We start from the raw sequence: 24201 nt of genomic DNA, 5'->3' as shown, positions 1-24201 counted from the left end.
AAATAAAATCTCTCAAATTTCATTCAATAAGCATGGCATAATTCAACAAAAATCCATTATTTTGCTAATTTATATTTAAGGTAAAAATGAAATATTTTCTCATCATTTATTTAGCTTTCGCTTGTGTTGCCCAAGCACAAACCACCGATTCTATTTTGGCAAAAGAAATACAAAATAAAATAAGCGCCATGCCTTATTATTCCTACGGCAAAGGAATCGGAATCACTTCACCAGATAGTTTGTATCAAATGAATATCCGCTTTAGGATGCAAAGCAGAATCACGGCTTTGGGAAAAAATGATGAAACGGGGTATAAAGCTACCGTGAGGCGCCTAAGACTGCGATTTGATGGCTTTGTGAGCGACCCAAAGTTTCAATATGTAATTCAGCTTTCCTTTCCTCACGAGGATATGGGGACCACCAAAAATAATACTGACCCCAATGTTGTACGCGATGCAATGTTCTTCTATTTACCCAATAGACATTGGCAAATCGGTGTAGGGCAATCCAAACTCCCTGGCAATAGGCAGCTGATCAATTCCTCTGGCGGACTGCAACTTACTGATAGGTCTATCAATAATTCTACGTTTAATATTGATAGAGATTTTGGAGTTCAGGTCTACTATTTAGCCAGAAAAAAGCAAGGATTTGATTATAACATAAAGACCGCCATCAGCACAGGCGAAGGACGAAACTTCTTGCATGAATCTGATAACGCCTTGGCTTATACAGCAAGGCTGGAACTATTCCCACTCGGTGCATTTAGCCAAAACGGAGCTTTTTACGAAGGTGATTTAGCTCGAGAAATTTCGCCTAAAGTCATGCTTTCGGGTAGCTACCAATACAATCAAGATGCTTTGAGAAGCAACGGACAACGTGGTGATTTACTGGATAATGCGCAAGATATTCGCAGTCTATTTCTGGATGCCATTGCAAAATACCAAGGCTGGGCGTTGATGTTAGCTTATATGCAGAAAGATTCAGAAAATCAAATTCCAGCCACTTTTTCAAATCCAAAGGATTTAAAATATGTATTTACAGGGTACGGCATTGATTCTCAGTTAAGTTATCTTTTCAGAAATAATTTTGAAATCATCGGCAGATATTCTCATCAGAATCCGACGAAAGACGTTTGGGTTTTGAACCCAAAACAAAACCAATTCAGCTTGGGGGTTACCAAATACATTTCTGAACACGCCTTTAAACTACAAACTGAAATCACCAAAACCTACGCTGAATATTTTAACGGCACCAGCGAAGACACTTGGTTTATCCGTTTTCAAATAGAATTAGGGATTTAAAAAGTTGATATTTTTTTAAAGGCTTAAAAAATTTTTAATCTAAATTTAAATTACTTTTAAATATTCTTAAAATCAGATTAAATCAGACCTAAATTCTCTAAAGCTAATTTTAAATTAGTTCCTGAGGGGCAATGAATCGTTTGGAAACCAAGTCTCTCGGCGGCTTCTATATTTTGTAAATTATCATCAATGAAGAGACATTCTTCTGCTTTTAGCTGATAGCGTTCTAAGAGAATTTTGTAAATTTTAGATTCAGGTTTTATCGTTTTCTCCTCTCCTGAAACCACAATACCATCAAAAAGCTGAAACACACCATAACGCCTGAATGCGACACCAAAAGTTTCTGCAGACCAGTTCGTTAAACCATACAACGGGTAAGATTTTTCTTTCAATTTCCCAACCAAATAGGTGTTTTCATAGATGTCACTTTTCAGCATTTGTTCCCATTCGCTGTAGTAATCTCGGATGTGTTTCTCATATTGAGGAAACTTTGCCACACGCTCTTCTGTTGCTTCTTGCAACGAACGCCCTGCATCTTGCTGAATGTTCCAATCATGCGTGCAGACATTCTCTAGGAAATAATCCATCGCATCTTTACTTTCAAACTTATCTTTGTAATAATACACAGGATCCCAATCCATTAGCACTCCACCAAAATCAAAGATAATATTTTTAATTTCCATATCGTTACATTTTTACGGGCGTTTTAATTCCCAATAAGTTTAAACTTCTTTTTATTTTTTCGCCCACTTTCTTTATCAGTTGCAATCTGAATTGCGTTATATTTTCATCATCATTGCTCAAAATGGAATGATTTTGATAAAATCCATTGAATAATTTCACCAAATCATATGCGTAATTAGCGACCAATGCTGGATTTAATTCCTCGGCCGCTTTGCTCACCACTTCATCATAATCATTCATTTGTTTCACTAAATTTTTCTCTATTTCGGTCAATTCAGGAGAACGGAATTCACCTGCCACTGGCGTTTTTTTTCTCAGCACTGACTGTATGCGTACGTAGGCATATTGCAAAAAAGGCCCTGTGTTCCCGTTAAAATCAATACTTTCTTTAGGGTCAAATAAAATTCTTTTTTTCGGGTCAACTTTTAGAATATAATATTTCAGTGCCGCCATCCCGATTGATTCATAAAGTTTCTCTTTCTCGTCATCGCTCATTCCGTCCAATTTGCCAGCTTCTTTCGCAATTTCTTTGGCGGTAGCTTTCATTTCGTTCATCAAATCATCAGCATCTACCACTGTCCCCTCACGAGATTTCATTTTCCCGTGTGGTAAATCTACCATTCCATAAGATAAATGATGCAAATCTTCTGCCCAATGAAAGCCTAATTTCTTAAGAATTATAAATAAAACTTTAAAATGATAATCTTGCTCATTACCAACCACATACGTTAATCCATCAATATTAAAGCTTTCAAAACGCTGTACCGCTGTACCTAAATCTTGAGTGATGTAAACTGATGTTCCATCTGAACGTAAAACCAATTTCTCATCCAGTCCATCGTTGGTCAAATCAATCCAAACGGAGCCGTCTTCTTTTTGATAAAAAACATTTTTTTCTAAGCCTTTAGAAATAATGTCTTTTCCCAGCAGATAAGTTTCGCTTTCATACTGAATGCTATCAAAATCAACTCCCAATCGCTGATAGGTTTCCTCGAAGCCATTATAAACCCAAGCATTCATTTTTGCCCAAAGTTCCCTCACTTCTGGTTTCTCATCTTCCCAATCTTTGAGCATTTTCTGTGCTTGATTCAGTAGGGGAGCTTCTTTTTTCGCTTGCTCGGGGCTCATTCCTTTTGCTACCAAATCCTGAATTTCTTTTTGATATTCTTGGTCGAATTTCACATAATAATCACCCACCAAGTGGTCTCCTTTTTTGCCAGAAGATTCAGGCGTTTCATTTTTTCCAAATTTTTGCCAAGCCAGCATAGATTTACAAATATGGATGCCTCTATCGTTAATTACCTGTGTTTTTAAAACTTCGTTGCCAGCTTCTCTCAAAATTTCAGCCACCGAATAGCCCAAAAGATTATTCCTAACGTGCCCTAAATGCAGTGGCTTATTGGTATTAGGTGAGGAATATTCTACCATTATTTTTTTTGAAGGCTTAGGATATTCTTCCGTTTTTTGGTATAAGAAATTATAAAAAGCTTCGTCTGTCAAGCTCAAATTCAAAAAGCCTTTTACAACATTGTACGATTTAATTTCAGGAATTTCCAGTAATTTTTCACCAATTTTCTCTGCGGCTTCTTCGGGTTTTAATTTTAAAATTTTCACAAAAGGAAAAACAACCAAAGTGTAATCGCCTTTAAATTCTTTTCGCGTATTTTGAAGTTCTATTTTATCATCCTCAAGCGCCAAAAAATTTTTTAAGGCTTTAAAAATTTTTGATGAAATTTCCGTTTTAATATTCATAAAATGACTTTTCTAAAAAAAACAAAAATAAGATTTAAAAAGGATTTTTTAAACCTTACTGAGAATAGAATTTACAATGGCCGTAGCATGTTCTATCGAATTTTCAATAAAGTATGTGGACGTATGGTTTCCCCCGCATACAACACCTGCTACGTATAAATTTTCAATTTCAGTTTCGTGCGTATCTGGAGAGAAATTAGGTCTGTTAAACTTATTGCTATCACAAGTCACGCCTATTTTATTCAAAAATTCGAAATCAGGATGGTAGCCAATCATTGCTAGTACAAAATCATTTTTAATTTCAATCAGCCCTTGTGGTGTACTGATTTTCACACTTTTAGGATTAATTTCAGCCAATTCAGAATTGAAGTAAGTGGGAATTTCTTGATTTTCTATTCGATTTTCGATATTGGGTTTAATCCAATATTTAACGTTTGGTTCTATCTTATTATCTCGTACGACCATCGTCACATTCACACCCGCTTGGTGTAGCTCTAGAGCGACTTGAGTAGCGCTATTGCCTGCTCCTACGACTACAACATTCTGATTGATGTACGCATATGGCTCGTCATAATAGTGTTTTACTTTAGGTAATTCTTCCCCTGGGATATTCAGTCGGTTTGGCTGGTCATAAAATCCTGTTGCTATCGCAATATTTTTAGCTGTGTAGTTCCCTTTGGCTGTTTTGACCTGAAATAAGTCTTCTTTTTTTTCTATGCTTTCTACTTTTTCATACAAATGGAGATGAAGATTTAGATGCTCTACAACTCGGCGGTAATATTCTAAAGCCTCGGTTCTTTTAGGTTTTTCATTGATGGAAACAAAGGGAATTTCACCTATTTCTAACTTCTGAGAGGTAGAAAAAAATGTCATATTCTTGGGGAAATTAAAAATACTGTTCACCAAAGTTCCTTTTTCTAGAATCAGATATGAGAGTTTATTTTTCTGAGCTTCAATGCCTATTGCTATTCCCATTGGTCCTGCCCCAACAATAATTATATCATAAACTTGCTTCATTTTTTTCTTTTTGATTGTTCTTTACAAATTTCTTGCTTTGATTAATTCTAATTATAAAAAAATGTCTACAAAAAGCAAGCTCTCGTTAATTATTTACTTTTTTCTAAAAAATGGTATAGACCAAATGGAAGGCTACAATCATCATTATCAAGAAAAACAGTGCTGAGGCAAAAATTCCTACGGTAAAAAAGATGATTGATTCATTTTTTAAAATAGATTCTCTTAAGTTTTCTAAATCCTTTCTCATTTCACGTCTTTCTCATTAGTTAATGATATGAAAGTAAGAAAATTTTAGATTAAAACCAATTCTTTAAACTTTATTTTTAAATTTCAGCAATTATTTTTTTCAACCCATCAAGTTAATCTTATTTGAAGCTCTGCTCTAAACCTTTCAATTTCTGGAATAATTTAGCTTGTGTTTCATCATAATCTTCTACACTGTTTAATGTTTCTTTCACAGAGAAATAGAATTTAATTTTCGGCTCCGTCCCGCTGGGTCTTACACAGATTTTTGACCCATCTTCTAAATAAAATATTAAAACATTTGACTGAGGTAAAGTTAATTTTTCTGCTGTGTCATCAAGCATATTTTTTGCAATTCCTACTTGTACATCCATTAATTTCACAACTTTAATTCCATTGATTGTTTCGGGGGTTCTTTCTCTAAAGTCACTCATCAAAGTTTTTATTTCATCTGCTCCTGATTTCCCAGGACGCACTAGAGAAACCAGTGCTTCTTGGTAGCAAGTCAGCTTCTGATAAATTTTCAATAACTCTTCGTAGAAAGAGCTTCCTTCATTTTTTGCTTTGGCAGCAATATGACATGCCAACAGAGTAGAGGTCACCGAATCTTTATCTCTTACAAAATCATCTACCATGAAACCAAAACTTTCTTCTCCTCCACATACAAATTTCTCATTTTCTTCTGCTTCTCGAATCATTTTACCAATCCATTTGAACCCAGTGAGTCCTGTTTTGCAATTTACGCCAAAATGTTCTGCCATTTCGATGAAAATATCTGATGTCACAATAGTTGAGCCGATGAAGTTTTTGGAATTTATTTCGCCTTTTTCTTTCAATTCATTGAGCAGAAAATGGGTTAAAACCGTATTGGTTTGATTCCCATTAAGCAAGACCATTTCTCCTTTTTTATTTCTCACTGCTACGCCCAGCCTATCTGCATCAGGGTCTGTTCCTATTACGATATCAGCTTGATTGAGCTCAGCTAATTCCATTGCCATTTTGAGCGCGGCGGGCTCCTCTGGGTTTGGCGACTCTACCGTTGGGAATTCTCCGCTAGGTTTGGTTTGCTCTTCTACTAAAAAAACATTTTTGAATCCCGCTTCTTCCAAAGCCTCAGGAATTGATGCTATTGCCGTTCCGTGGATAGGCGTGAAAACAATTTTTAAATCATCATAGCCTTTTTTATCATTTCTTGAGCCAAATTGAACGCACTTTTCAATAAAGGTTTGGTCTATTTCATTAGATAAAACGTGAATCAGATCAGGTTTTGCTGTGAACTGAATGTGTTCTGCCTTTACTTGATTGACTCTACGGATAATTTCTTCGTCGTGAGGTGGCGTCACTTGAGCTCCATCATTCCAGTAAACTTTATAGCCGTTATATGCTGGCGGGTTGTGCGATGCAGTCAGTACAATACCTGCATTACACCCCAAGTGTCTTACTGCAAAACTGAGTTCTGGCGTTGGTCTAAAGCCATCAAAAATATAAACATGAATATTGTTAGCGGATAGAACGTCTGCTACAATTTGCATAAACTTTCGGCTATTGTTTCGCACATCGTGAGCTATGGCAACTTTAATTTCTTCGCCTTGAAATTGCTCGTTTAAGTAATTTGCTAAACCTTGTGTCGCTGTGCCCAAAGTATATTTGTTTAGTCGGTTAGTCCCCACCCCCATGATGCCACGCATTCCACCAGTACCGAATTCTAAATTTTTATAAAAAGCGTCTTCCAACTCCTTTGGGTTAGAGTCAATTAATTGCTGAACAGCTTCGCGCGTTTCAGCATCATAACTGGGGTTTAGCCAAACTTTAGCTTTATCAATTATTTTCATATTTCAATTATTCTTTTACGACCTGTGCATGGTCTTTTACTTCTATATTTTTCTGTGGATTGCCTGTGTAGCGGATGACTGAATTGTCTAAAACCCTTCCTTTAATTTCATCTTCGATGCTTGCTTGCACTTCTGCCTCACCTGCTAAATCTAAGTCTACCACACGAGCTCTCATTTCTGTTGCATTGATTTGAGCTTGATTTTTTGCTTTGAATTTAGCATTTTTTGCCAAGCCTTTTATCCTTATGCTTGAAGAATTTTCTGCTCGTAGGCTTAGCTCTTCCGTTTCAATATCAAAAGCATCAAATTTAGCATCGCCATAGGCTTTTAATTCTAATTTATCTTGTATTATTTTATCTGCAGGTTCACAAAGGACTTTTTCTTGGATTTCAACCTTCTTTAAATCATTGTAGTACAAATAAACGACATAACTCTCAAAAGAAGAAACGGGTTGCTTTTCCTCGATATGCAAAGTTCCTCTCTGAACGTAAATATTGATATTCTCAATCAAATTTTGGTGTGTCTGCACGCTTACGTAAGCGCTATCATTTTCTATCAGCAAAAGCTTGAATATACCTTTTGCTTGTACATCATTGAATTTTTCGAGCATGAAATCTTGTGCTATTCCTGCCTCTCCTTCTCCTCCGATTTCTTTCTGACATGAACTGAAAATAAATAAAATAAATAGCAAAAAAATTGAGCTGTACTTCATCTTTAAATTTTCAATAAAATTAAGCATTTACTCAAAAAAAAAGAAAAGTCTTTATAATATTTTTAGCGACTAGCTATTAATGCTTTGCTATTATACCTCATCGCAAGCGCATCACAATAATTTCCCCTGAGGTAAATGGGAGTGTATAACGGAACTATTTACCATCTATTTTTTTAAGGCTTAAAAAATTTACTCTTTGTATACCCGTGTCAAGTCCAGCATATTGATAGGGCTATTTTTAAAGCCTTTAATATTTTTTTGTAAAAAAACCGAAACTTGGTCATAAAATATAGGAATGACTGGCATTTCCCGCATCACTATTTCGTCCATTTGCCAGTAAAGCTTTATTCGCTCCTCTATTTCTGTGGACTGTAAAGATTGGAGATATAATTCATCAAACTTTCTGTTTCTAAAGTGAGAATAATTAGGCCCTTGGGGGGCAAAATTCTCTGAATAAAAGAGTGAAAGATAATTTTCAGCATCGGGATAATCTGCTCCCCAATTTGCCCGAAAGAAATTAAATTTTCCATTGGCTTTTCCTTCGCGCAAAGTCGCTGGGTCAACATTATTGATTTCGATAGCTAAGCCTACTTTTGCCAATTCTGATTGCACAAATTCACACATATCCACATATTCTTGCGTGGTGACCAAACTCAGCTTTGGCAAAGCCTTTTTTTCTTTTATTTCTTGAATTATTTGATGTGCTTTCTGTGGATTATAGCCACTGCCCAAGCTATCTCTATACCCAGGTAAACCTTTGGGAATGAATCCCCCATTTGCTGCAAAACCAATATTATTTCGTAAATATTTTATCATTTTTTCTTTGTCTATCGCTGCATTGATAGCACGTCGCAAATCTTCTGAAACAGACTTATCTCCACCTAAATAGAAACACAAATATTCTGTATTCAGGTATGGTGATTTCAGCATTTGGAGCTGGTGAGTGTATTTTTTTTGCAAATCGCCTATTTCATCTATCAATTCATCTTTGTAGGAAGGATCAAGACTTGCCATAAAGTCTATTTTACCCTGAATTAATTGTAAAAACTCACTATGTTTCTCGGGCAGAAACAGCACGTTTACGTATTCTAAATATGGTAATCTCTCTCCTTTGGAATCAAAATGATAAAACAAAGGGTTCTTCTTTAATACTAATTTTACATTCGGCTCCCAAAACTGAAACTGAAAAGGCCCTGTCCCACTCGGGGTAAAACCAGATTCACCTGCATGCTGAAAGACTTCTTGTGGCACGACGGAACAATATTTCATACACAATAAGCCTAGGAATGGTGGGAATGGCTTTTTTAATTTAATCTGAAAAACACTGTCATTCAAGGCCTTAAAGCCTTCCACATTGTTCAATACAAATCCGCCCGAGGAATTCAAATTTGGGTCTCGCAGCCGCTCAAATGAATAAACTACATCTTGTGCCTTAACAGCTCGTGTTTTTTTTTTGCCAAAATATTTATTGGGGTGAAAAAATATATGGGTGTTTAAGTAAAAAGTATACGTTAATTTGTCTGCTGCAATATCCCAAGATTTTGCAATTTCTGGCACAATGTTTAACTCTTCATCAAATCCTACCAAACCTGTGTACATCAAATTAGCCACCCAATTATTAGATTGGTTCCGTGCAAAGGCAGGGTCTAGAGAGCTAATATTGTCATAGCGATTGAGCCGAAAAACTTTCTTATCATCAACCTCTGGAGCTGAGTGGCAAGCAAAAATGAAAATATAAACCACAAATAGTGGAGTTTTTTTTAAAGCCTTAAAAAAATTTAAATTCTCAAAAGCTTTATTCATCATAATTTCTTTCTCCAAAAATTTTACTCCCGACACGCAGCATATTTGCTTTTTCTTGTAGTGCGATTTCATAGTCGCTACTCATTCCCATTGATAAAATTTTAAGTTGTGGGTACTTCTTTTGTTGAGCTTCAAAAAATAAACGAAGTTCAGCAAATTCGTTTTGAATTTTTTCATCATCATCGGTATTGGTTGCCATCCCCATCATGCCTACGGGGCGCACAAAAGGGTAGTTTCCTAACTTACGAAGCCAATCTTCTGCTTTTTGAAAATTCATTCCAAATTTTGAATCTTCATCAGCAATTTTCACTTGTATTAAAACTTCGATGATGCGCTTTTCTTGCTCACCTCTTTTATTGATTTCCTTGATGAGTGATTGGCGGTCTGCACTATGAATTAAATGGACAAAATTAGCGATGTACTTGACTTTATTAGACTGTAAATGACCGATCATGTGCCAACGTATATCTTTGGGTAGCTGCTTAGCTTTTTCAGTTAATTCTTGAACTTTGTTTTCACCAAAGTCACGCACACCAATTGCATACAGCTTCTCAATATCCTCTATCGGTTTGGTTTTAGAGACGGCGACCAGCGTAACGTCTTTGGGTAAGGAATCTTTTATTTTTTGATATTTTTTTTCGATGCTCATCTTCTTAATCAGTCAAGTCAAATGTCGTCAAGGCAGAAAGAAATTTCGGTTCAATAAAGGTGCTTTTTGGCGGCATCATTTTATTTTCGTCAGCAACCAAAATTAAATCATTTATAGAAACTGGGTAGAAACCAAATGCGGCTACAAATTCACCACTATCTACCATTTCTTTCATGGCTAAAATTCCATCAATATTACCTGTTCCTTTTTTAAACTTTATCCGTTTGCTTTTTCTGGAATTTTCAACTTCCAAAATGGGTTTCATGATGTGTTCCTCCCACAAATACGTATCTAGTTCGCCTAAGGCTTTGGGGATGCCTCGGTATTCTTGATTGACGTAAAGTGCATAAAATTTACCATCTAAGTAAAGGCTAATGTGATGTTTCCCACTAGGGTAGTATGGTTTTTCTTTTTCTATAACGCTAAAGACTCCACTGATTTTCTCTAGAAATTCAATAGGCGTATAGCCATTTAAATCTTTGATTAAACGATTATAATCTTTCACTTTCAAAAAATTCCCAGGAACAATCACAGCCATTGCATAGTTAAACGCTTCTCCACCGAAGAAATCTGGTTCCTGCTCTCGCATATAGTCGGTGTATAGTTCTAAACTCCCTAGGCGATGATGCCCGTCTGCTACATACAAAGACGGTAGTTTTTCTATCGCTGATTTCAATTGCTGCATGATTAGGCGATCTTTGACCTGCCATAGCCTGTGGGTATGGTCATCTGCCCCAATGAATTCTAAAGTTGGCGTATGGCGGGTTGTCATCGACATAATTAACTCTATACTCTGATTTTCTGGAAAAGTTAAAAGTATGGGGTCTGCCTGCATATGAATTGCCTTCAAGTGGTTGGCAAAAATTTCTTCTCGCTCGCCCAAGGTATTTTCATGTTTTTTTATTTGGCTATTTCTCACATTATCAATTGAAATAATGCCAATCACTCCTATTGTCACAGCTCCATTGGCATCTTCTTGCTCGTAGATATAGTAAGATTTTTTGTCCTTTAATAAAATTCCTTCTTTTAAAAATTCCTGAAAATTATGTCTTACTTCGTGGTATTTTTCTTTATCAGACCATTCTTTGTGCTCTATGGTTGGTTTTAGAATGTTTAAAAACGATTCTGGTGTATTGTTGAGTTCATGTGAAATTTCCTCTTTCAGATAATAGTCTAGATTTTTTGTCGTAACCGTCGAAGCTTTATTCTTTGCAGGTCGAACGCCGCAAAAGGGTTTAAATTCTATCATTTAAAATTTTTTTAGGAATTGATGATTTCACTCAAACTACAAATTTACAAAAGCTTAGCCATTATTAAAAAAATGTGATTTTATAAATAATACAAGTCGATTTATTTCATTTTTTTTTAAGGCTTAAAAAATTTTAACTTTTAAAAGCCTGTTTGAAGTCAAGATTTCAACAGGCTTTTTAATTTTTTGTTTATAAATGATTTAATTCAAAAAAATGAATGATTAGAATGATTAGAATGATCAGTAAATTTCTTTTATCTCTAAACTTACATTTTTCAAACTTAAAGAATCTCCTACTTTTTTACCTAAATTATCTTCAAAAACAGGAGCTTGTGGCGATACTCCGAAGATTTTCTTTTCTTCAAAATCCACTGGTGTGAATGCGTAACCAAAGAAATAGTAATCTTTTTCTGTAGCTATGAAGGCACCGAGCTTCACCTCATCTGCCGTTTTATTTCTCAGAGCTTCTATATTTAGCAAATCGGCTCGTTCCATTTCTAATTTTTTGTTAGTTTCTATCTCCAGCCCTTGCAAATTAGATTGGTGTGAATGCGCGTCTAAATCTCGCGTCATTTCTTCATCTAAATCCGTCGTAGTCGATAGTGTTTCTAGGCTTGCCTCTAGATTTTGAATTAATTTCTTTTGACTTTCTATAATGGCATCAAAGAGTTTTTCTCTCATTTTTTTCAGTTTTATTATTTTAATTTACAAATTTTCAATCATTTTTTTCACACTTTCAATCAAGTTTCTCCTTTTTTTTAAGGCTTATATTTTTTTAATTCAAGCCTCTCGCTTCTATCATGTGCTCTACTTCTGCATCTCTACCAGTAAAGGCTTTGTGCATTTCTTTATAATTTTGGGTATTCCCTTGAGATAGAATCATATCTCGGTAGCGTTGCCCCGCTTGTCTATTTAGGCCTCCATTGGCATCAAATCCATACTCTCACTCTACTGCCGTTACACCAATGACGGATAATCCTGTGGCAAATCATCACATTCATCACACTCTGCCCTGCCTGTCATGGCATTGATGATTTTGGGTTTGGGGGTAGGTTTTTGAGCGATAAGCCCAAGCATCGCCATGAGCCTATCATCATTAGCTTGCGATTGGTTGGTTGTGGTCAAAAGCTTGTCACCATAAAAAAATGAGTTTGCCCCCGCCATAAATGCCAATGCCTGCTCGCCGTCCGTCAGACTCTCACGTCCCGCTGACAGTCGTACATAGCTTGTTGGACAACAAATGCGAGTTACCGCAATCGTGCGTATCCACTCAATGACAGACAATCTGCCTTCTTGTAGCACTTTATCACCCAGTGGTGTGCCTTTGATGGGGACGAGTAAGTTCACAGGAATGGACTGGGGCGGTATGGGCATGGTGGTGAGTTCATGCACCCAATCAATCCTATCATCACGACTCTCCCCCATGCCCACAATTGAGCCGCTGCATACATTAATGCCTGCATTACGCACATATTCTAGCGTTTCTAAGCGGTCATCATATGAACGGGTGCTACTTACTTGACCATAATAATTACGAGAGGTGTCAAGGTTGTGGTTGTAATAGTCAAGACCAGCATCAGCAAGCGTTTGGGCTTGGTCAGGTTTTAGCATGCCGAGCGTCATGCACGTCTCAAGTCCCATTGCCTTGACCTCACGGATAAGCTCCACAAGATAAGGCATATCCTTGGCTGATGGATGTTTCCACGCCGCTCCCATGCAAAAGCGAGATGAGCCTGACATTTTGGCACGCTTGGCTGATGCCAAAACCTTTTGGATTTCAAGGCGTTTTTCGGCGACCAGTCCTGTTTTATCACGATGATGTCCTGACTGTGAACAGTAGCCACAGTCCTCAGGACAATTACCTGTTTTGATGGAAAGTAATGTGCTAATTTGTACCTCGTTGGCATTAAAATGCTTGCGATGAACGCTCTGGGCTTGCATGAGCAAATCCATGAGCGGTAAATCAAACAGATGAGCGATGTCCTGACGAGTGATTGGCTTGGCTGGCAACATGATTTCTCCCCAATCATAGTAATCTTTTTCTGTAGCTATGAAAGCACCGAGCTTCACCTCATCTGCTGTTTTATTTCTCAGAGCTTCTATATTTAGTAAATCGGCCCGTTCCATTTCTAATTTTTTGTTAGTTTCTATCTCCAGCCCTTGCAAATTAGATTGGTGTGAATGCGCGTCTAAATCTCGTGTCATTTCTTCATCTAAATCCGTCGTAGTCGATAGTGTTTCCAGACTTGCCTCTAGATTTTGGATTAATTTCTTTTGACTTTCTATAATGGCATCAAAGAGTTTTTCTCTCATTTTTTCCAGTTTTATTATTTTAATTTACAAATTTTCAATCATTTTTTTTCACACTTTCAATCAAGTTTCTCCTTTTTTTTTTAAGGCTTATATTTTTTTAATTCAAGCCTCTCGCTTCTATCATGTGCTCTACTTCTGCATCTCTACCAGTAAAGGCTTTGTACATTTCTTTATAATTTTGGGTATTTCCTTGAGATAGAATCATATCTCGGTAGCGTTGCCCCGCTTGTCTATTTAGGCCTCCATTGGCATCAAACCATGCATTGGTATCTTCTGCCAGCATTTCTGTCCAGAGATAGCTATAATAGCCACTTGCGTAGCCTCCGCCAAAGATGTGAGCAAAGAAGTTTGAAAGATAACGGGTAGGAATATACGGATCATACAAATTTTCTTTCTCAAGCTGTTTTTTTTGAAAATCTAGCGGGTTTCTTATTTCGCTCAGTGCAGATAAGCTTTTATTATGCCATTGCAAATCCAAGTTGGCAGCTCCCATTACTTCTGTTAGGCTAAAACCTTGGTTGAATGTTGCTGCATTTTTAACACTTTTTATCATTTCAGCTGGAATAATTGCTCCAGTTTTGTAATGTTTTGCATAATTTTTTAAAACTTCATCATTCAATGCCCAATGCTCATTAGCTTGCGAAGGTAACTCTACAAAATCTCTCGCTACATTGGTTCCACTAAGTTTCGCATACTTTTGGTTTGCAAACAAACCGTGCAAGGCGTGCCCAAATTCGTGAAACAGTGTTGTTACTTCATCATAAGAAATAAGTGCTGGTTCACCATCAGCAGGTTTTGCATAATTACACACATTATATACCACTGGCTTGTTTTTAAACAAATGGCTTTGTGCTACAAAGTTGCTCATCCATGCACCTCCTCGCTTACTAGGTCTAGCAAATAAATCAACGTAAAATAGAGCTAATGGCGTTCCGTCCTCTTCAAAGATTTCAAAAACTCTCACATCTGGATGATAAACAGGAATGTCTTTCCTTTCTTCAAATGTAATCCCGTAAAGTTTATTTGCAGCATAGAATACGCCTTTTTCTAAAACGTTATTAACTTCAAAATATTCTCTGAGTAAATTTTCATCTAAATCATATTTTTCCTGACGTACTTTCTCCGCATAGTAAGCCCAATCCCATGGTTCTAAATCTCCTGTAAAACCATCTTCGTGCAGTGATTCTTTCAGTATCTCGGCTTCTTTTGCAGTTTTATTCCTTACTGATGGAATGAGCTGAGCGAAGAAATTCTGCACGGTTTCTTTATTTTCCACCATTGTATTTACCAAACTCCAGTCAGCATACGTATCGAACCCCAGCAAATTAGCTTTCTCAGCTCTTAGTTCCGCTATTTTCACGATGATGCCATTGGTATCATACTCACCCCCATTAGTTCGATTGTAAGAAAGTTCAAACAGTTTTTTTCTTGTTTCTCTATTCTTCAAAGAACTTAGTAACGGCTGCTGAGTTGTATTTATCAGCTTAATTTCATAGCCCGAGCCATCTTCCTTTTTCAGTGACTTCAGTAGACCTTCGCTCAGGCCTTCCAATTCCTTTACCTCATAAATTTCTAATTTTTTATGATTGATGGCATCCAGCAAAGTTTGATTAAACTCAGTCTGAAGCGAAGCTATTTCGGTATTAATTCTTTTAAGCTTCTCTTTTTTATCTGAACTGATTTCTGCACCGCTTTGCACAAAACTTTTATAATACTCCTCAGTCAAGATTTTATCTTCTCCACTAAGTTCATCTTTATTTTTATAAACCTCTTTTATACGTTGAAATAAATCTTCATTTAGATAAATAAAATCCGTATGCGCTGCCATGAGAGGAGACATTTCTTCTTGTATTTTCCGTAGCGTGTCGTTTGTGTTCGCACTAGTTAAGCCATAAAAAACAGATGACACTCGGCTCAATTCAATTCCACTTTTTTCTAGTGCCAAAACCGTATTCTCAAAGCTTGGTTTTGCTTTATTTCGGGCTATTTCTTTCACTCTTTCTTTTTGAAGCCCCATCGCATGTAGTAAAGCAGGGCGATAGTGTTCATTCTTTATTTGCTTAAAGTTTGGTGCGTGGTAAGGCAACGTGCTTTTCATCAATAAAGGATTGCTACTCATATCTTTATTTTCTATTATCTTATTTGTTGAGCAGGCGTAAAACGCTAAACCTGCGGCTAACAAAACTCCTCCTTTTTTAATTTTATTTATCATTTTTCTAATTATATATCTTAAAAAATTTTTTAAGGCTTTAAAAATTTAAATTGTTTCACCTTACTTCTTTAAATTTATCCTATTCTGAGCTTGAAAACTTAAAAATACAAAAAAAAATTAAACCTTCATTTCTTTAATGAATTTTAAACTTAAAATTTCTAAACTCTTTGAATTTTATACCTGATTTTTTTAATCTATTTAGAAAAATCCCAATAAATTTATAAAAATTTGTTTTTTAAAACCTTTCAGATTGTTTACTTTTAAACTTATGAAGCACATTAGCGTTTTTGATATGTTAAAAATTGGTGTGGGTCCATCCAGTTCGCACACGCTAGGTCCTTGGCGAGCTGCTCAGGAATTTGTACAAGAATTGAAAGACAAAAACATCTTTTATCAAACAACAGATATTCAGGTTGAGTTGTACGGTTCTTTATCGTTGACGGGGAAAGGACATGCCACAGATTTGGCCATAATGCTGGGCCTGAGCGGGAAAGACCCTGTCACGATTCCCATAGATGAAATCGATACCACGATTGGGCATATCAATACGCGACAATACTTGGAACTTGGTGGTGAAAAGACGATCCCGTTCTTGCCAGAGCAAATTCACTTCAAACGAGATTTTTTACCATACCACGCCAATGGGATGCGTTTCTGTGCTACTATGGGAAATGAAGAAATTTATCAGTCCACCTTTTATTCCATCGGTGGTGGGTTCATTACCAAGGAATCTGATGAGCAAATTGTAGATTTATCTGAAAATGACAATTTTCCTCACCCTACAGCTTCTTCTGAAAATATCATTCAACAAACGGTAAAATACGGACTTTCAATTTCTCAGTTGGTTTTGGAAAATGAACGGAGTGTGCGAAGTAAGGAAGAAATCCACTCGCAATTGGACGCTATCTGGGCTGTGATGCTAGAGAGCATTTATTTAGGTTGCCATACAGAGGGATTTTTACCTGGTGGCTTGATGGTGCGCAGGCGTGCCTTTGACATGTACCAAAAATTGAAAAATCCTAAAGATCAGTATCAAAGTCATGCTGAATGGATTAAAAGCCTTCGCAATACCAAAATGCATTATCGTGAAATCTTTAAATGGGTTTCAACCTTTGCTATCGCTGTAAATGAAGTCAATGCTAGCTTGGGTCGTGTGGTTACCGCCCCTACCAATGGTTCTTCTGGTGTTATACCCTCGGTTATTTTATTCTATTTAGCAATAGAAAATCATAAAGCAGGGAACGATGAAATTAGAAAATTCCTCTTGACGGCAGGTGTCATTGGCAGTATTTTCAAACGAAATGCAACGATTTCTGCAGCGATGGGTGGCTGCCAAGCTGAAATTGGTGTTTCTAGTGCAATGGCCGCCGCAGGTTTGACTGAGCTTCGTGGAGGAACACCAAGGCAGTGTCTAAATGCGGCTGAAATTGCCATGGAACATCACCTCGGGCTAACTTGCGACCCAATAAAAGGTTTGGTGCAAATCCCTTGTATCGAGCGAAATGCAATGGGAGCCATCAAGGCAATCAATGCCTCTGAATTGGCGCTAGAAACAAATCCTGAACATGTGAAGGTGTCGCTTGACAATGTGATCGAAACAATGTGGCAAACGGCTAAAGACATGAATTCTAAATACAAAGAAACTTCTGAAGGTGGTCTAGCTGTAAGTGTGAAAATCGTTGATTGCTAATTTTTTCTTAAGGCTTAAGAAAATTTGTGTCTCTAAATTTTTTATCTCAATAAAAAAATTCATTCCGTTATTTCAATCCCTTATTTAAACAGAAGGCTAGCTTTGTAAAGCTGATAGAGCAATGCTTCTGCTCACAAAATATGAAACAGCGGTTCCTATAAACAAAACACTGAGAATTGCAACCAAATAGTTCTGAAGCGTGAAGCGAACGGGAAATGCCATAAACATATTGATGCTGACAAGCCCAAACTCTTGCTGCAAAAAAATAACTAACGTACCGATTAGCAAACCCGTAAACAAAGCATAAATAGTGATAAGAACACCCGTGTAGAAGAAGCTTTGCTTGATTTTACCCCGTGGCATTCCCAAGGCTCTTAGCGTCAAAGATTGTTTTCTTTTGTTAAGAATAAGAATAGCAACAGAACCAGCCAAATTGAAGCTAGCGATGATTAATATCAAAAAAAATATCAGGTAAATAATGAGGTTTTCAGTATTCATCATTTTGGTGAAAGCAGCATCAATTTCTTCTCTTGATTTGATTTGAAAATCATCCCCAATGATTTTTTTTAAAGCCTTTAAAAATTGTTTAGAATCAGCCGTAGCCGATTTGATTTCTATGGCAGATATTTCTCCTTTTTGGTAATTTAATAGATTTTGCACCAATTCTAACTGAGCAAAAACGTATTCGCTGTATTTATCATTAATGCTAAAAATGCCCGTCCCGTAAGCTTCTGTTGTATTAAAAGCCTCTTTTTTGCTCGTTATCAAACCTTTGCCTGGCTTGGGAACATACAAAACAGCAGGAGTCACCTCATCCATATACAGCGATAGCCGTGAAGAAACTCCTTGCCCTAAAATAATGTCTCTAGGATATTCCGTTGAGAGAGGCTTTCCTATTTTTACCATTGAGTCTAGTCCAAAAATTTGATTAAAATTTTGGTCAACTCCTTTGAGCATGACAATATGATTTTTATGATTGTAATCGATGAAAGCACGTTCTTCAATGACTTTACTTGCCGCCTTCACCTCTGGCAAAGCTTGAATTTTCCCCAGCAATTGCTCTGAATTTTCGATGACTTTACCCGTTTTGGGAGTAATTTGCGCATCGGGGTTGATTTCGCTGTAGAATTGAATATTAATTTTCTCTAATCCGCTAAAAACTGATAAAATAACTATCAAACAAGCAGTCACAAAACCCAAAGCGATAAAAGCAATCCAAGAAATGATATTGACTTCTACTGCATTTTTGCCTGAAAAAACATATTTTCGAGCAATGTAAAGCGGTAAATTCATTCAGCCTTACAATTCAGGATTATTCCCTTGCCCTTTGAGTTCTCTTTCTATAGCATCTACTCGGTCTAAAGAGTCATCAGTAAAAAAGTGAAGCTCGGGGACGATTCGCATTTGTTTACCAATTCGCTCGCCTAATTTTTTTCTGTAATAGGGAACATTTTCATGAATTGCATTCATCATTGAATTACGATATTGGGTGGGGAAAACACTGATAAAAATTTTTGCAATAGAGAGGTCTTGTGCTGTTCTTACCTCTGTTACAGAAATTAAAAGACCTTGTTTAATTTTATTGGCTTCTATTCTAAAAATATCGGCCAATTCTTCTTGCAAAAGTTGATTGACCCGCTGTAATCGTTTACTATCCAAAACAATATTAATTTAAAAATTCAAAAATAAGAGATTTAAATGAAAAAATACGAATCTCTTACATTAAAAGAAATTTCATCAAAAAGAGATGGAAGTGTAACTAAAATAGTTTTAAAGATAAAATTTCAGCAGCCTTTTCATATGAATTTTTTTAAGCTTAAAAAAATTTAAAAAAAGCTTACTTTAATTAAAAATTATTTTATATTTGCATTCCAATAAAAAACTGGTCCTATAGCTCAGTTGGTTAGAGCACCTGACTCATAATCAGGTGGTCCCTGGTTCGAGCCCAGGTGGGACCACAACTTTAATAATCAAGCACTTACAGCAATGTTGGTGCTTATTTTTTGGTCTTCAAAAAAACTTCCTTGTACAATAATGATACAATAAATCGTTGTTTCAAAGATAATTATTTATTTGAAAATATTGGTATTTTAGTGATTATATTTTGTGTTTTCTCGTTCAAATGAGCATCCAGCTCTGCTAATATTATCGCCTACGATTGCTTTGTAAAAGTTGTGATTTTACCACTGAAAACATGAAGGTTAACAGACTTATTTATAGATAAAAATCACTATAGAACTAAATAAAAAAAAATCCACCCAATATATACTATAGAAGTTCAAATTAATGTACTTTGTTTAAAGCTTATCAATTTCCGTGTGCGAACGACTGCCATGGCAAACAATATTTGAATAAAATCTTGGGTGGAAAATTGATGTTATAAATTTCCATCATTTTATGGTTGCTTTAAAATTCTTGGTTTAGTGTATATAGGGGGTTCAAAATATCCAATTACAGACACGCCTTTCAGCCCGTGTTCCAGCCATGGGCGTATGGCCTCTGCTCGGCTAGCAATTTCCTCTGCCCAATCCTCTGGTCTCTGTACTATGATTTGTTCTGCATCCTCTGGAGCGTGTGGAAATTGAAGGTGTGTGGCATCTACTACAAACTCTTCATTTTGTAACCATACAGATGTGGCAGTGTGATTAAATGGAAAATAATCATTCCCCCTCTTCTTCCAATAAGCAAGGGAGTAGCCTCTGCCTGTATTGTATCCCAAGGTTCGTAAATTTTGTAAAACTTTTGCAGAAACGCTTGCACAACTTCCAGATGATGCCGTGGCTAAATCTGCAATATGATCTTTCAATACATCAATTTCATTCAGTAGCTCCGTCGCTTGATGAGCATCTCTACCTTTTATAAAAAGATCTCTTCGAGTGGATTGATTAGGTTTTAAATAATCTTTACCTCCGTAGGTCTTCCAGCCCAATACTTTCCCGTCGAGTGGCACAAACTCCGTCCAAGCAGGCACTCTCACATCCAACTTTTCTCTGCCTATAGCTACGGATAAATCTAGCAATTTATTCTCTGTGACTTTCAAAACAGGAATATTGGTGAGCTCTGCTATATTTGGGAAAGGCGCATGAATACCAGCTATAGGGCGCAACGCAGTGGGCGGGGTTATGATTAAAAACTTTCCTGAAGAATCATTTATAAGATTGAACTCTCTTATGGTTTGCTCCACATTTGCATAATAGCTTTCATATATATCTAGAGCGCTAGATATAATGCCATCATGCCCGCCTGTGGGTATCACATTTATTTTAATTTTTTTTGCCTCTCTAATCAGTGCTCTGTATAAATCATGCCCGTGCTCTAGTGTGGTGAGTAATGCAGCATTTAAGCGATCTGTCATGTTCTCACCTCTTAAGTAGAGTGCTATATCTCTTTTTAACAATCTGTGATTTAATCTCCTGACAAAAATATTCCTGATTCCTTCTTCATAGAAAGTTTCTAGATTTTCTGTAATAAATCTAAGTGATTCTGCTGAATCATCAAAAGCTACACCCATAGATGTTGAAACAGCTGTAGATATGGCAGAATTGGTTGTTTCTTGATTTTTCAGAAATTCGATATAATTTTGATTTCCAGGAAAATTATTATCCCAAATTGAAAAATCATAATTATCTGATATTTGAAAGGCCGTTTCCACGGTATTCATACGTTTTTCCACTGTGTCTTGATAGTATTTAGCAGAGGAATATACGTGCATCAATCCCTTTTCTGGAATTCCTTGTCCTTTTATACTTCCCAGTTCTTGTAGCATTTGTATAAATGTGAGGGGATACTCACTATATTGAGTTTCCTCTGCACATGAAAATGTGGAAATGATTTGATTCAGTTCTTCAAAATTATAGCCAATATATAATTTGTTATCTATTTCTTCTATTTCAGAAAGTAAATTTTCTGATTTTATACGTTCTATTGTATATTTCAGCACATCAATATTATTATCAAATCCCAGCCCTTCGAATAAAGAATCGTTATAATAAGCGTGTTCAAGTATTGAAAATTCACTTGTTTCTGGTATCACATAGTAGGGCGTGAATGATAGTTGTGTAGGCAGTTCTTCTGCAAATCCAGCAAAGGGATATGTGGTATAATTATTTTCTGCAAATAATACCAGTGTACCAGTTTTTCCTATATCTATGCCTTTGATTTCTTGCAATACAGATTTATATAGTATGGATGTGGCTTCTGCTCCTACTTTATCTAGCATTTTGATTAAATTCTTTTGCAGATCATTCATTCCATCTGTAAACAGAGCTCCCTTTAATTCTTCTTCTAATGAATCAAAAGCAGGGATACGTCTAGATTCTGGATGTTCTATTTTGTATTTTCTGATTAGGTGGATTAATTCAAATGCTGATTTGGATTTTTCTTCAAATGTGGTAATTGTGTGCCAGTGATCTAATTTTTCGATAATTTTTTTATACGACTTGCCAATAGGTTTCCCTAATACAGCAGCTTTTTTCCGTAAATCAGCCACAGACATAACGGCTGAAAAATCCAGTTCTAGAGGGCTATATGGTGCTCCTCCCTTTAATCCGCTTCTCACATACACCATTTTTTCTAAATTTGAGGAGTATACTTTTGAAATTAATTCACCTGGAATTTCTTCGTGCGTAGTGGGATTTAATCTGATATATTTATTCCCTGCAAGGGGTTTAAATACCACTAATTCATTATTTTCATCTGCTAATCGAGCTAAAAACGTTTTGCCAGCGTCTTCGCCTTCAGGCGTAATGGCGGGAGTATCTATCAATACATCCTCTGCAGATACATTAAAATAGGTTTTTATTACCTCTTCTTCATTTGAGTATTCTGGGATTTTTTTCAGATCAAATTGTTTCATGTAAGAGATAGCTTCAGCGAAGAATGGGAGCATATTTATTCCTAGGAATAAAAAAGAAGTTACGAATTCACCCACACCGTATTTTCTCTCTTCATAGGTATCCCCATCCACCATTTTATCCACGCTCAAGCCTAGCGCTGTGAGAGATAATGTCAAATTCAAAGGGATTAAAATTTCTGGTACAAGTGCTTCAAAATAATATAATTGGGATAACATACCATGAATGAAGTTATAGACATGATCCCTTGTTAACTCTGAATCTGATTTTATCTGCACATCACCATCTACTTGCATTCTTTTTTGCGTTTTATCTGCCACTGTGGCAAATAAATTCACACTCAGCACTGTATGATGATCAAAATCAATATACCCAATATCCCAAGTATCCTCTGCTATACCTTTGAGTGCTGTGTCCACACCTGAATATTCCAACCCGTCTTGTCTTTCATATATAGAGAAGTGATTGGCAAATGAATTACGCAAAAAAGGATCTTCTATATGCTGTTTAATCCAATTTCTGCAATCAGAAGATGTTAAAAATTCTATGAAAGGAAACCTAGCACCAGGAATATATAAAATCAAAAGCCCTGTTGCATCTTTTAAATCCCTAATAATCATTATATCTGTAGATGCATAGCCATATATTTTCAGAAATTTAGCCTCAATATCATCTTGATGATTATAAACCTTGCGAATTATAGAAAAAGCATTCTCTGATAGCATTTTATTCTTATACTGTACAACGCCAGATAATAGAAAATTATCTTCCAAATAATGCATATATCTATCTTTATACTGCTGCCAAAAATTCTCCACTTGGCGATTAAACTCCTTGTAGATAGGATAGTAATAAAAAATATTAAATATCTCTATAGGCATAATAGGCACAATATTATGTGCTCCCCAAGAATCAGCCGCCGAACCCTCTGTGTATAGCCCCACAGACACGTCTGAATATAAAATATCCCAATCATCATAATAATACTTGCCCAGTACATTCATCAAACAAGCATCAGTCAACTTATAGCTCCAAACAAGAGAACCACTCCCATGATTGTAATATTGCTCATCAGAAGATTTATCAGCTTGTCCAAATTTGTTTAAATAAACCGCATCAGGATCTATTGGCTGTAATCCTTTTTTCTCTAACTCCCTAGCTAATATTTCTTTCACTATTTTTCTAGGTTCAGGCATAGAATCCAACATCTGGGCAAAAGACCGCACATACTGCTCCTGCCAGTCTTTTTGATTTATAGAAAAAGCTTTATTTCTATCATTTAATAATTCAGCAAAAATTTGTGAAACAGATTTTCCCTTAATCTGATAATCTGTGAAATAAGTGTTAGATAATTCCATTTGAAATAAATATTAAAAATACCTATAATATATTATGAAAAAGTTACTCAAAACATTAAAATTTAGTATACCGTACCAGCTAATAGTATATACAATGGTTGCAACTTTTAAACAAGTTACAAAATAGTTTTAAATCAATTACAAAAAACATCAAATTCAGAAAACTTTTTCATACCCGATGTGCATTTGGTATATAAAAAAGTTACTCATTAAATCACAAAATTCATATAATTATATGATAGTCAATTAAAAATACAAGAAACTTTCTAATGCAACTTTTCTAAAACTACTCATTTTATTTGTACACAACTAAAATTATTTTCCTTTACTCAGAAAAACTCCAATCTGTGATATCATATAGCGCAGGAAAGCTTAACTTCTCTATTCGAAATGAGAAGAGGTAAGTCTTGCATAAGCAGAATTTGTCATTTTTTCAAGCCTTAAAAAATTTTAGATAAAATTCTTGTAATAGAACTTCGAATAGGGTGATATAATCATCTAAATAAAAATTAAAAAGCGAACAAAAGGAGGGA

General features: G+C 35.9%; 17 protein-coding genes, 1 tRNA gene and 1 pseudogene. 3 read left to right on the top strand and 16 right to left on the bottom strand.

Translation table 11 applies throughout. The features are described from left to right. Positions 1-86 precede the first annotated feature (86 nt). On the top strand, positions 87-1301 hold the full coding sequence (locus QOX03_RS03010) for a porin (protein WP_283671450.1): 1215 nt from the start codon (positions 87-89) through the stop codon (positions 1299-1301). A 77-nt stretch (positions 1302-1378) separates the two neighbouring features. Here the strand turns inward: QOX03_RS03010 and QOX03_RS03005 are convergent, their stop codons facing one another. From QOX03_RS03005 to QOX03_RS02945, 13 genes and pseudogenes are all read right to left on the bottom strand, one after another. Then, positions 1379-1984 carry an HAD family hydrolase gene (locus tag QOX03_RS03005; protein ID WP_283671449.1) on the bottom strand — a complete coding sequence of 202 codons (606 nt, stop codon included), beginning with the start codon at positions 1982-1984 and terminating at the stop codon, positions 1379-1381. Between the two features lie 4 nt (positions 1985-1988). Continuing rightward, entirely contained in the window at positions 1989-3737 is a 1749-nt protein-coding gene (gene argS / locus QOX03_RS03000) for an arginine--tRNA ligase (protein WP_119059048.1), read from the bottom strand. 48 nt (positions 3738-3785) lie between these two features. Further along, positions 3786-4754: a YpdA family putative bacillithiol disulfide reductase gene (locus QOX03_RS02995; RefSeq protein WP_283671448.1), complete on the bottom strand. Its 969-nt coding sequence runs from the start codon at positions 4752-4754 to the stop codon at positions 3786-3788. Between the two features lie 103 nt (positions 4755-4857). Next, positions 4858-5001: a hypothetical protein gene (locus QOX03_RS02990; protein WP_165844946.1), complete on the bottom strand. Its 144-nt coding sequence runs from the start codon at positions 4999-5001 to the stop codon at positions 4858-4860. Between the two features lie 118 nt (positions 5002-5119). Beyond that, positions 5120-6829: a phospho-sugar mutase gene (locus QOX03_RS02985; protein WP_283671447.1), complete on the bottom strand. Its 1710-nt coding sequence runs from the start codon at positions 6827-6829 to the stop codon at positions 5120-5122. A gap of 7 nt (positions 6830-6836) precedes the next feature. Then, entirely contained in the window at positions 6837-7541 is a 705-nt protein-coding gene (locus QOX03_RS02980) for a head GIN domain-containing protein (protein WP_165846413.1), read from the bottom strand. A 189-nt stretch (positions 7542-7730) separates the two neighbouring features. Further along, positions 7731-9347 (bottom strand): ABC transporter substrate-binding protein, encoded by a 1617-nt coding sequence (locus QOX03_RS02975; protein ID WP_283671446.1) that lies wholly within the window; start codon positions 9345-9347, stop codon positions 7731-7733. Beyond that, positions 9337-9993, bottom strand: a complete 657-nt coding sequence (locus QOX03_RS02970; protein WP_119059044.1) for a YggS family pyridoxal phosphate-dependent enzyme — start codon at positions 9991-9993, stop codon at positions 9337-9339. The genes QOX03_RS02975 and QOX03_RS02970 overlap by 11 nt, the downstream gene beginning before the upstream one ends. A 4-nt stretch (positions 9994-9997) precedes the next feature. Then, the gene (locus QOX03_RS02965; RefSeq protein WP_283671445.1) at positions 9998-11242 is read right to left on the bottom strand and encodes a DUF1015 domain-containing protein; all 1245 of its coding nucleotides are present in this window, start codon (positions 11240-11242) and stop codon (positions 9998-10000) included. Between the two features lie 240 nt (positions 11243-11482). After that, positions 11483-11923 (bottom strand): hypothetical protein, encoded by a 441-nt coding sequence (locus QOX03_RS02960; RefSeq protein WP_283671444.1) that lies wholly within the window; start codon positions 11921-11923, stop codon positions 11483-11485. Between the two features lie 94 nt (positions 11924-12017). Next, a pseudogene (locus tag QOX03_RS02955) lies at positions 12018-12164 on the bottom strand (M3 family metallopeptidase); the annotation flags it as partial. Between the two features lie 35 nt (positions 12165-12199). After that, positions 12200-13555, bottom strand: a complete 1356-nt coding sequence (bioB, locus tag QOX03_RS02950; RefSeq protein ID WP_283671443.1) for a biotin synthase BioB — start codon at positions 13553-13555, stop codon at positions 12200-12202. 97 nt (positions 13556-13652) lie between these two features. Then, positions 13653-15767, bottom strand: coding sequence for a M3 family metallopeptidase (locus QOX03_RS02945; RefSeq protein ID WP_283671442.1), 2115 nt, complete (start codon positions 15765-15767; stop codon positions 13653-13655). A 268-nt stretch (positions 15768-16035) separates the two neighbouring features. Here QOX03_RS02945 and QOX03_RS02940 point away from each other — a divergent pair, with 268 nt between their 5' ends. Beyond that, the gene (locus tag QOX03_RS02940) at positions 16036-17457 is read left to right on the top strand and encodes an L-serine ammonia-lyase (RefSeq protein WP_283671441.1); all 1422 of its coding nucleotides are present in this window, start codon (positions 16036-16038) and stop codon (positions 17455-17457) included. 96 nt (positions 17458-17553) lie between these two features. On the opposite strand, the gene QOX03_RS02935 is transcribed toward QOX03_RS02940, so the two are convergent. Together QOX03_RS02935 and rbfA are read right to left on the bottom strand one after the other, a co-directional pair. Then, positions 17554-18750: an ABC transporter permease gene (locus tag QOX03_RS02935; RefSeq protein WP_283671440.1), complete on the bottom strand. Its 1197-nt coding sequence runs from the start codon at positions 18748-18750 to the stop codon at positions 17554-17556. Positions 18751-18756: 6 nt separating this feature from the next. After that, positions 18757-19116: a 30S ribosome-binding factor RbfA gene (gene rbfA / locus QOX03_RS02930; RefSeq protein ID WP_283671439.1), complete on the bottom strand. Its 360-nt coding sequence runs from the start codon at positions 19114-19116 to the stop codon at positions 18757-18759. Positions 19117-19341: 225 nt separating this feature from the next. Here rbfA and QOX03_RS02925 point away from each other — a divergent pair. After that, positions 19342-19415: transfer RNA gene (locus QOX03_RS02925), tRNA-Ile, on the top strand. Between the two features lie 437 nt (positions 19416-19852). Here QOX03_RS02925 and QOX03_RS02920 read toward each other — a convergent pair. Further along, positions 19853-23668 carry a dermonecrotic toxin domain-containing protein gene (locus QOX03_RS02920; RefSeq protein ID WP_283671438.1) on the bottom strand — a complete coding sequence of 1272 codons (3816 nt, stop codon included), beginning with the start codon at positions 23666-23668 and terminating at the stop codon, positions 19853-19855. Between the last annotated feature and the right edge of the window lie 533 nt (positions 23669-24201).

It is taken from the genome of Candidatus Ornithobacterium hominis (genome assembly GCF_951229915.1).
Taxonomy (GTDB): domain Bacteria; phylum Bacteroidota; class Bacteroidia; order Flavobacteriales; family Weeksellaceae; genus Ornithobacterium; species Ornithobacterium hominis.
The sequence above is the reverse complement of the archived record's forward strand: the minus strand, read 5'-3'. Positions and strand labels throughout refer to the sequence as shown.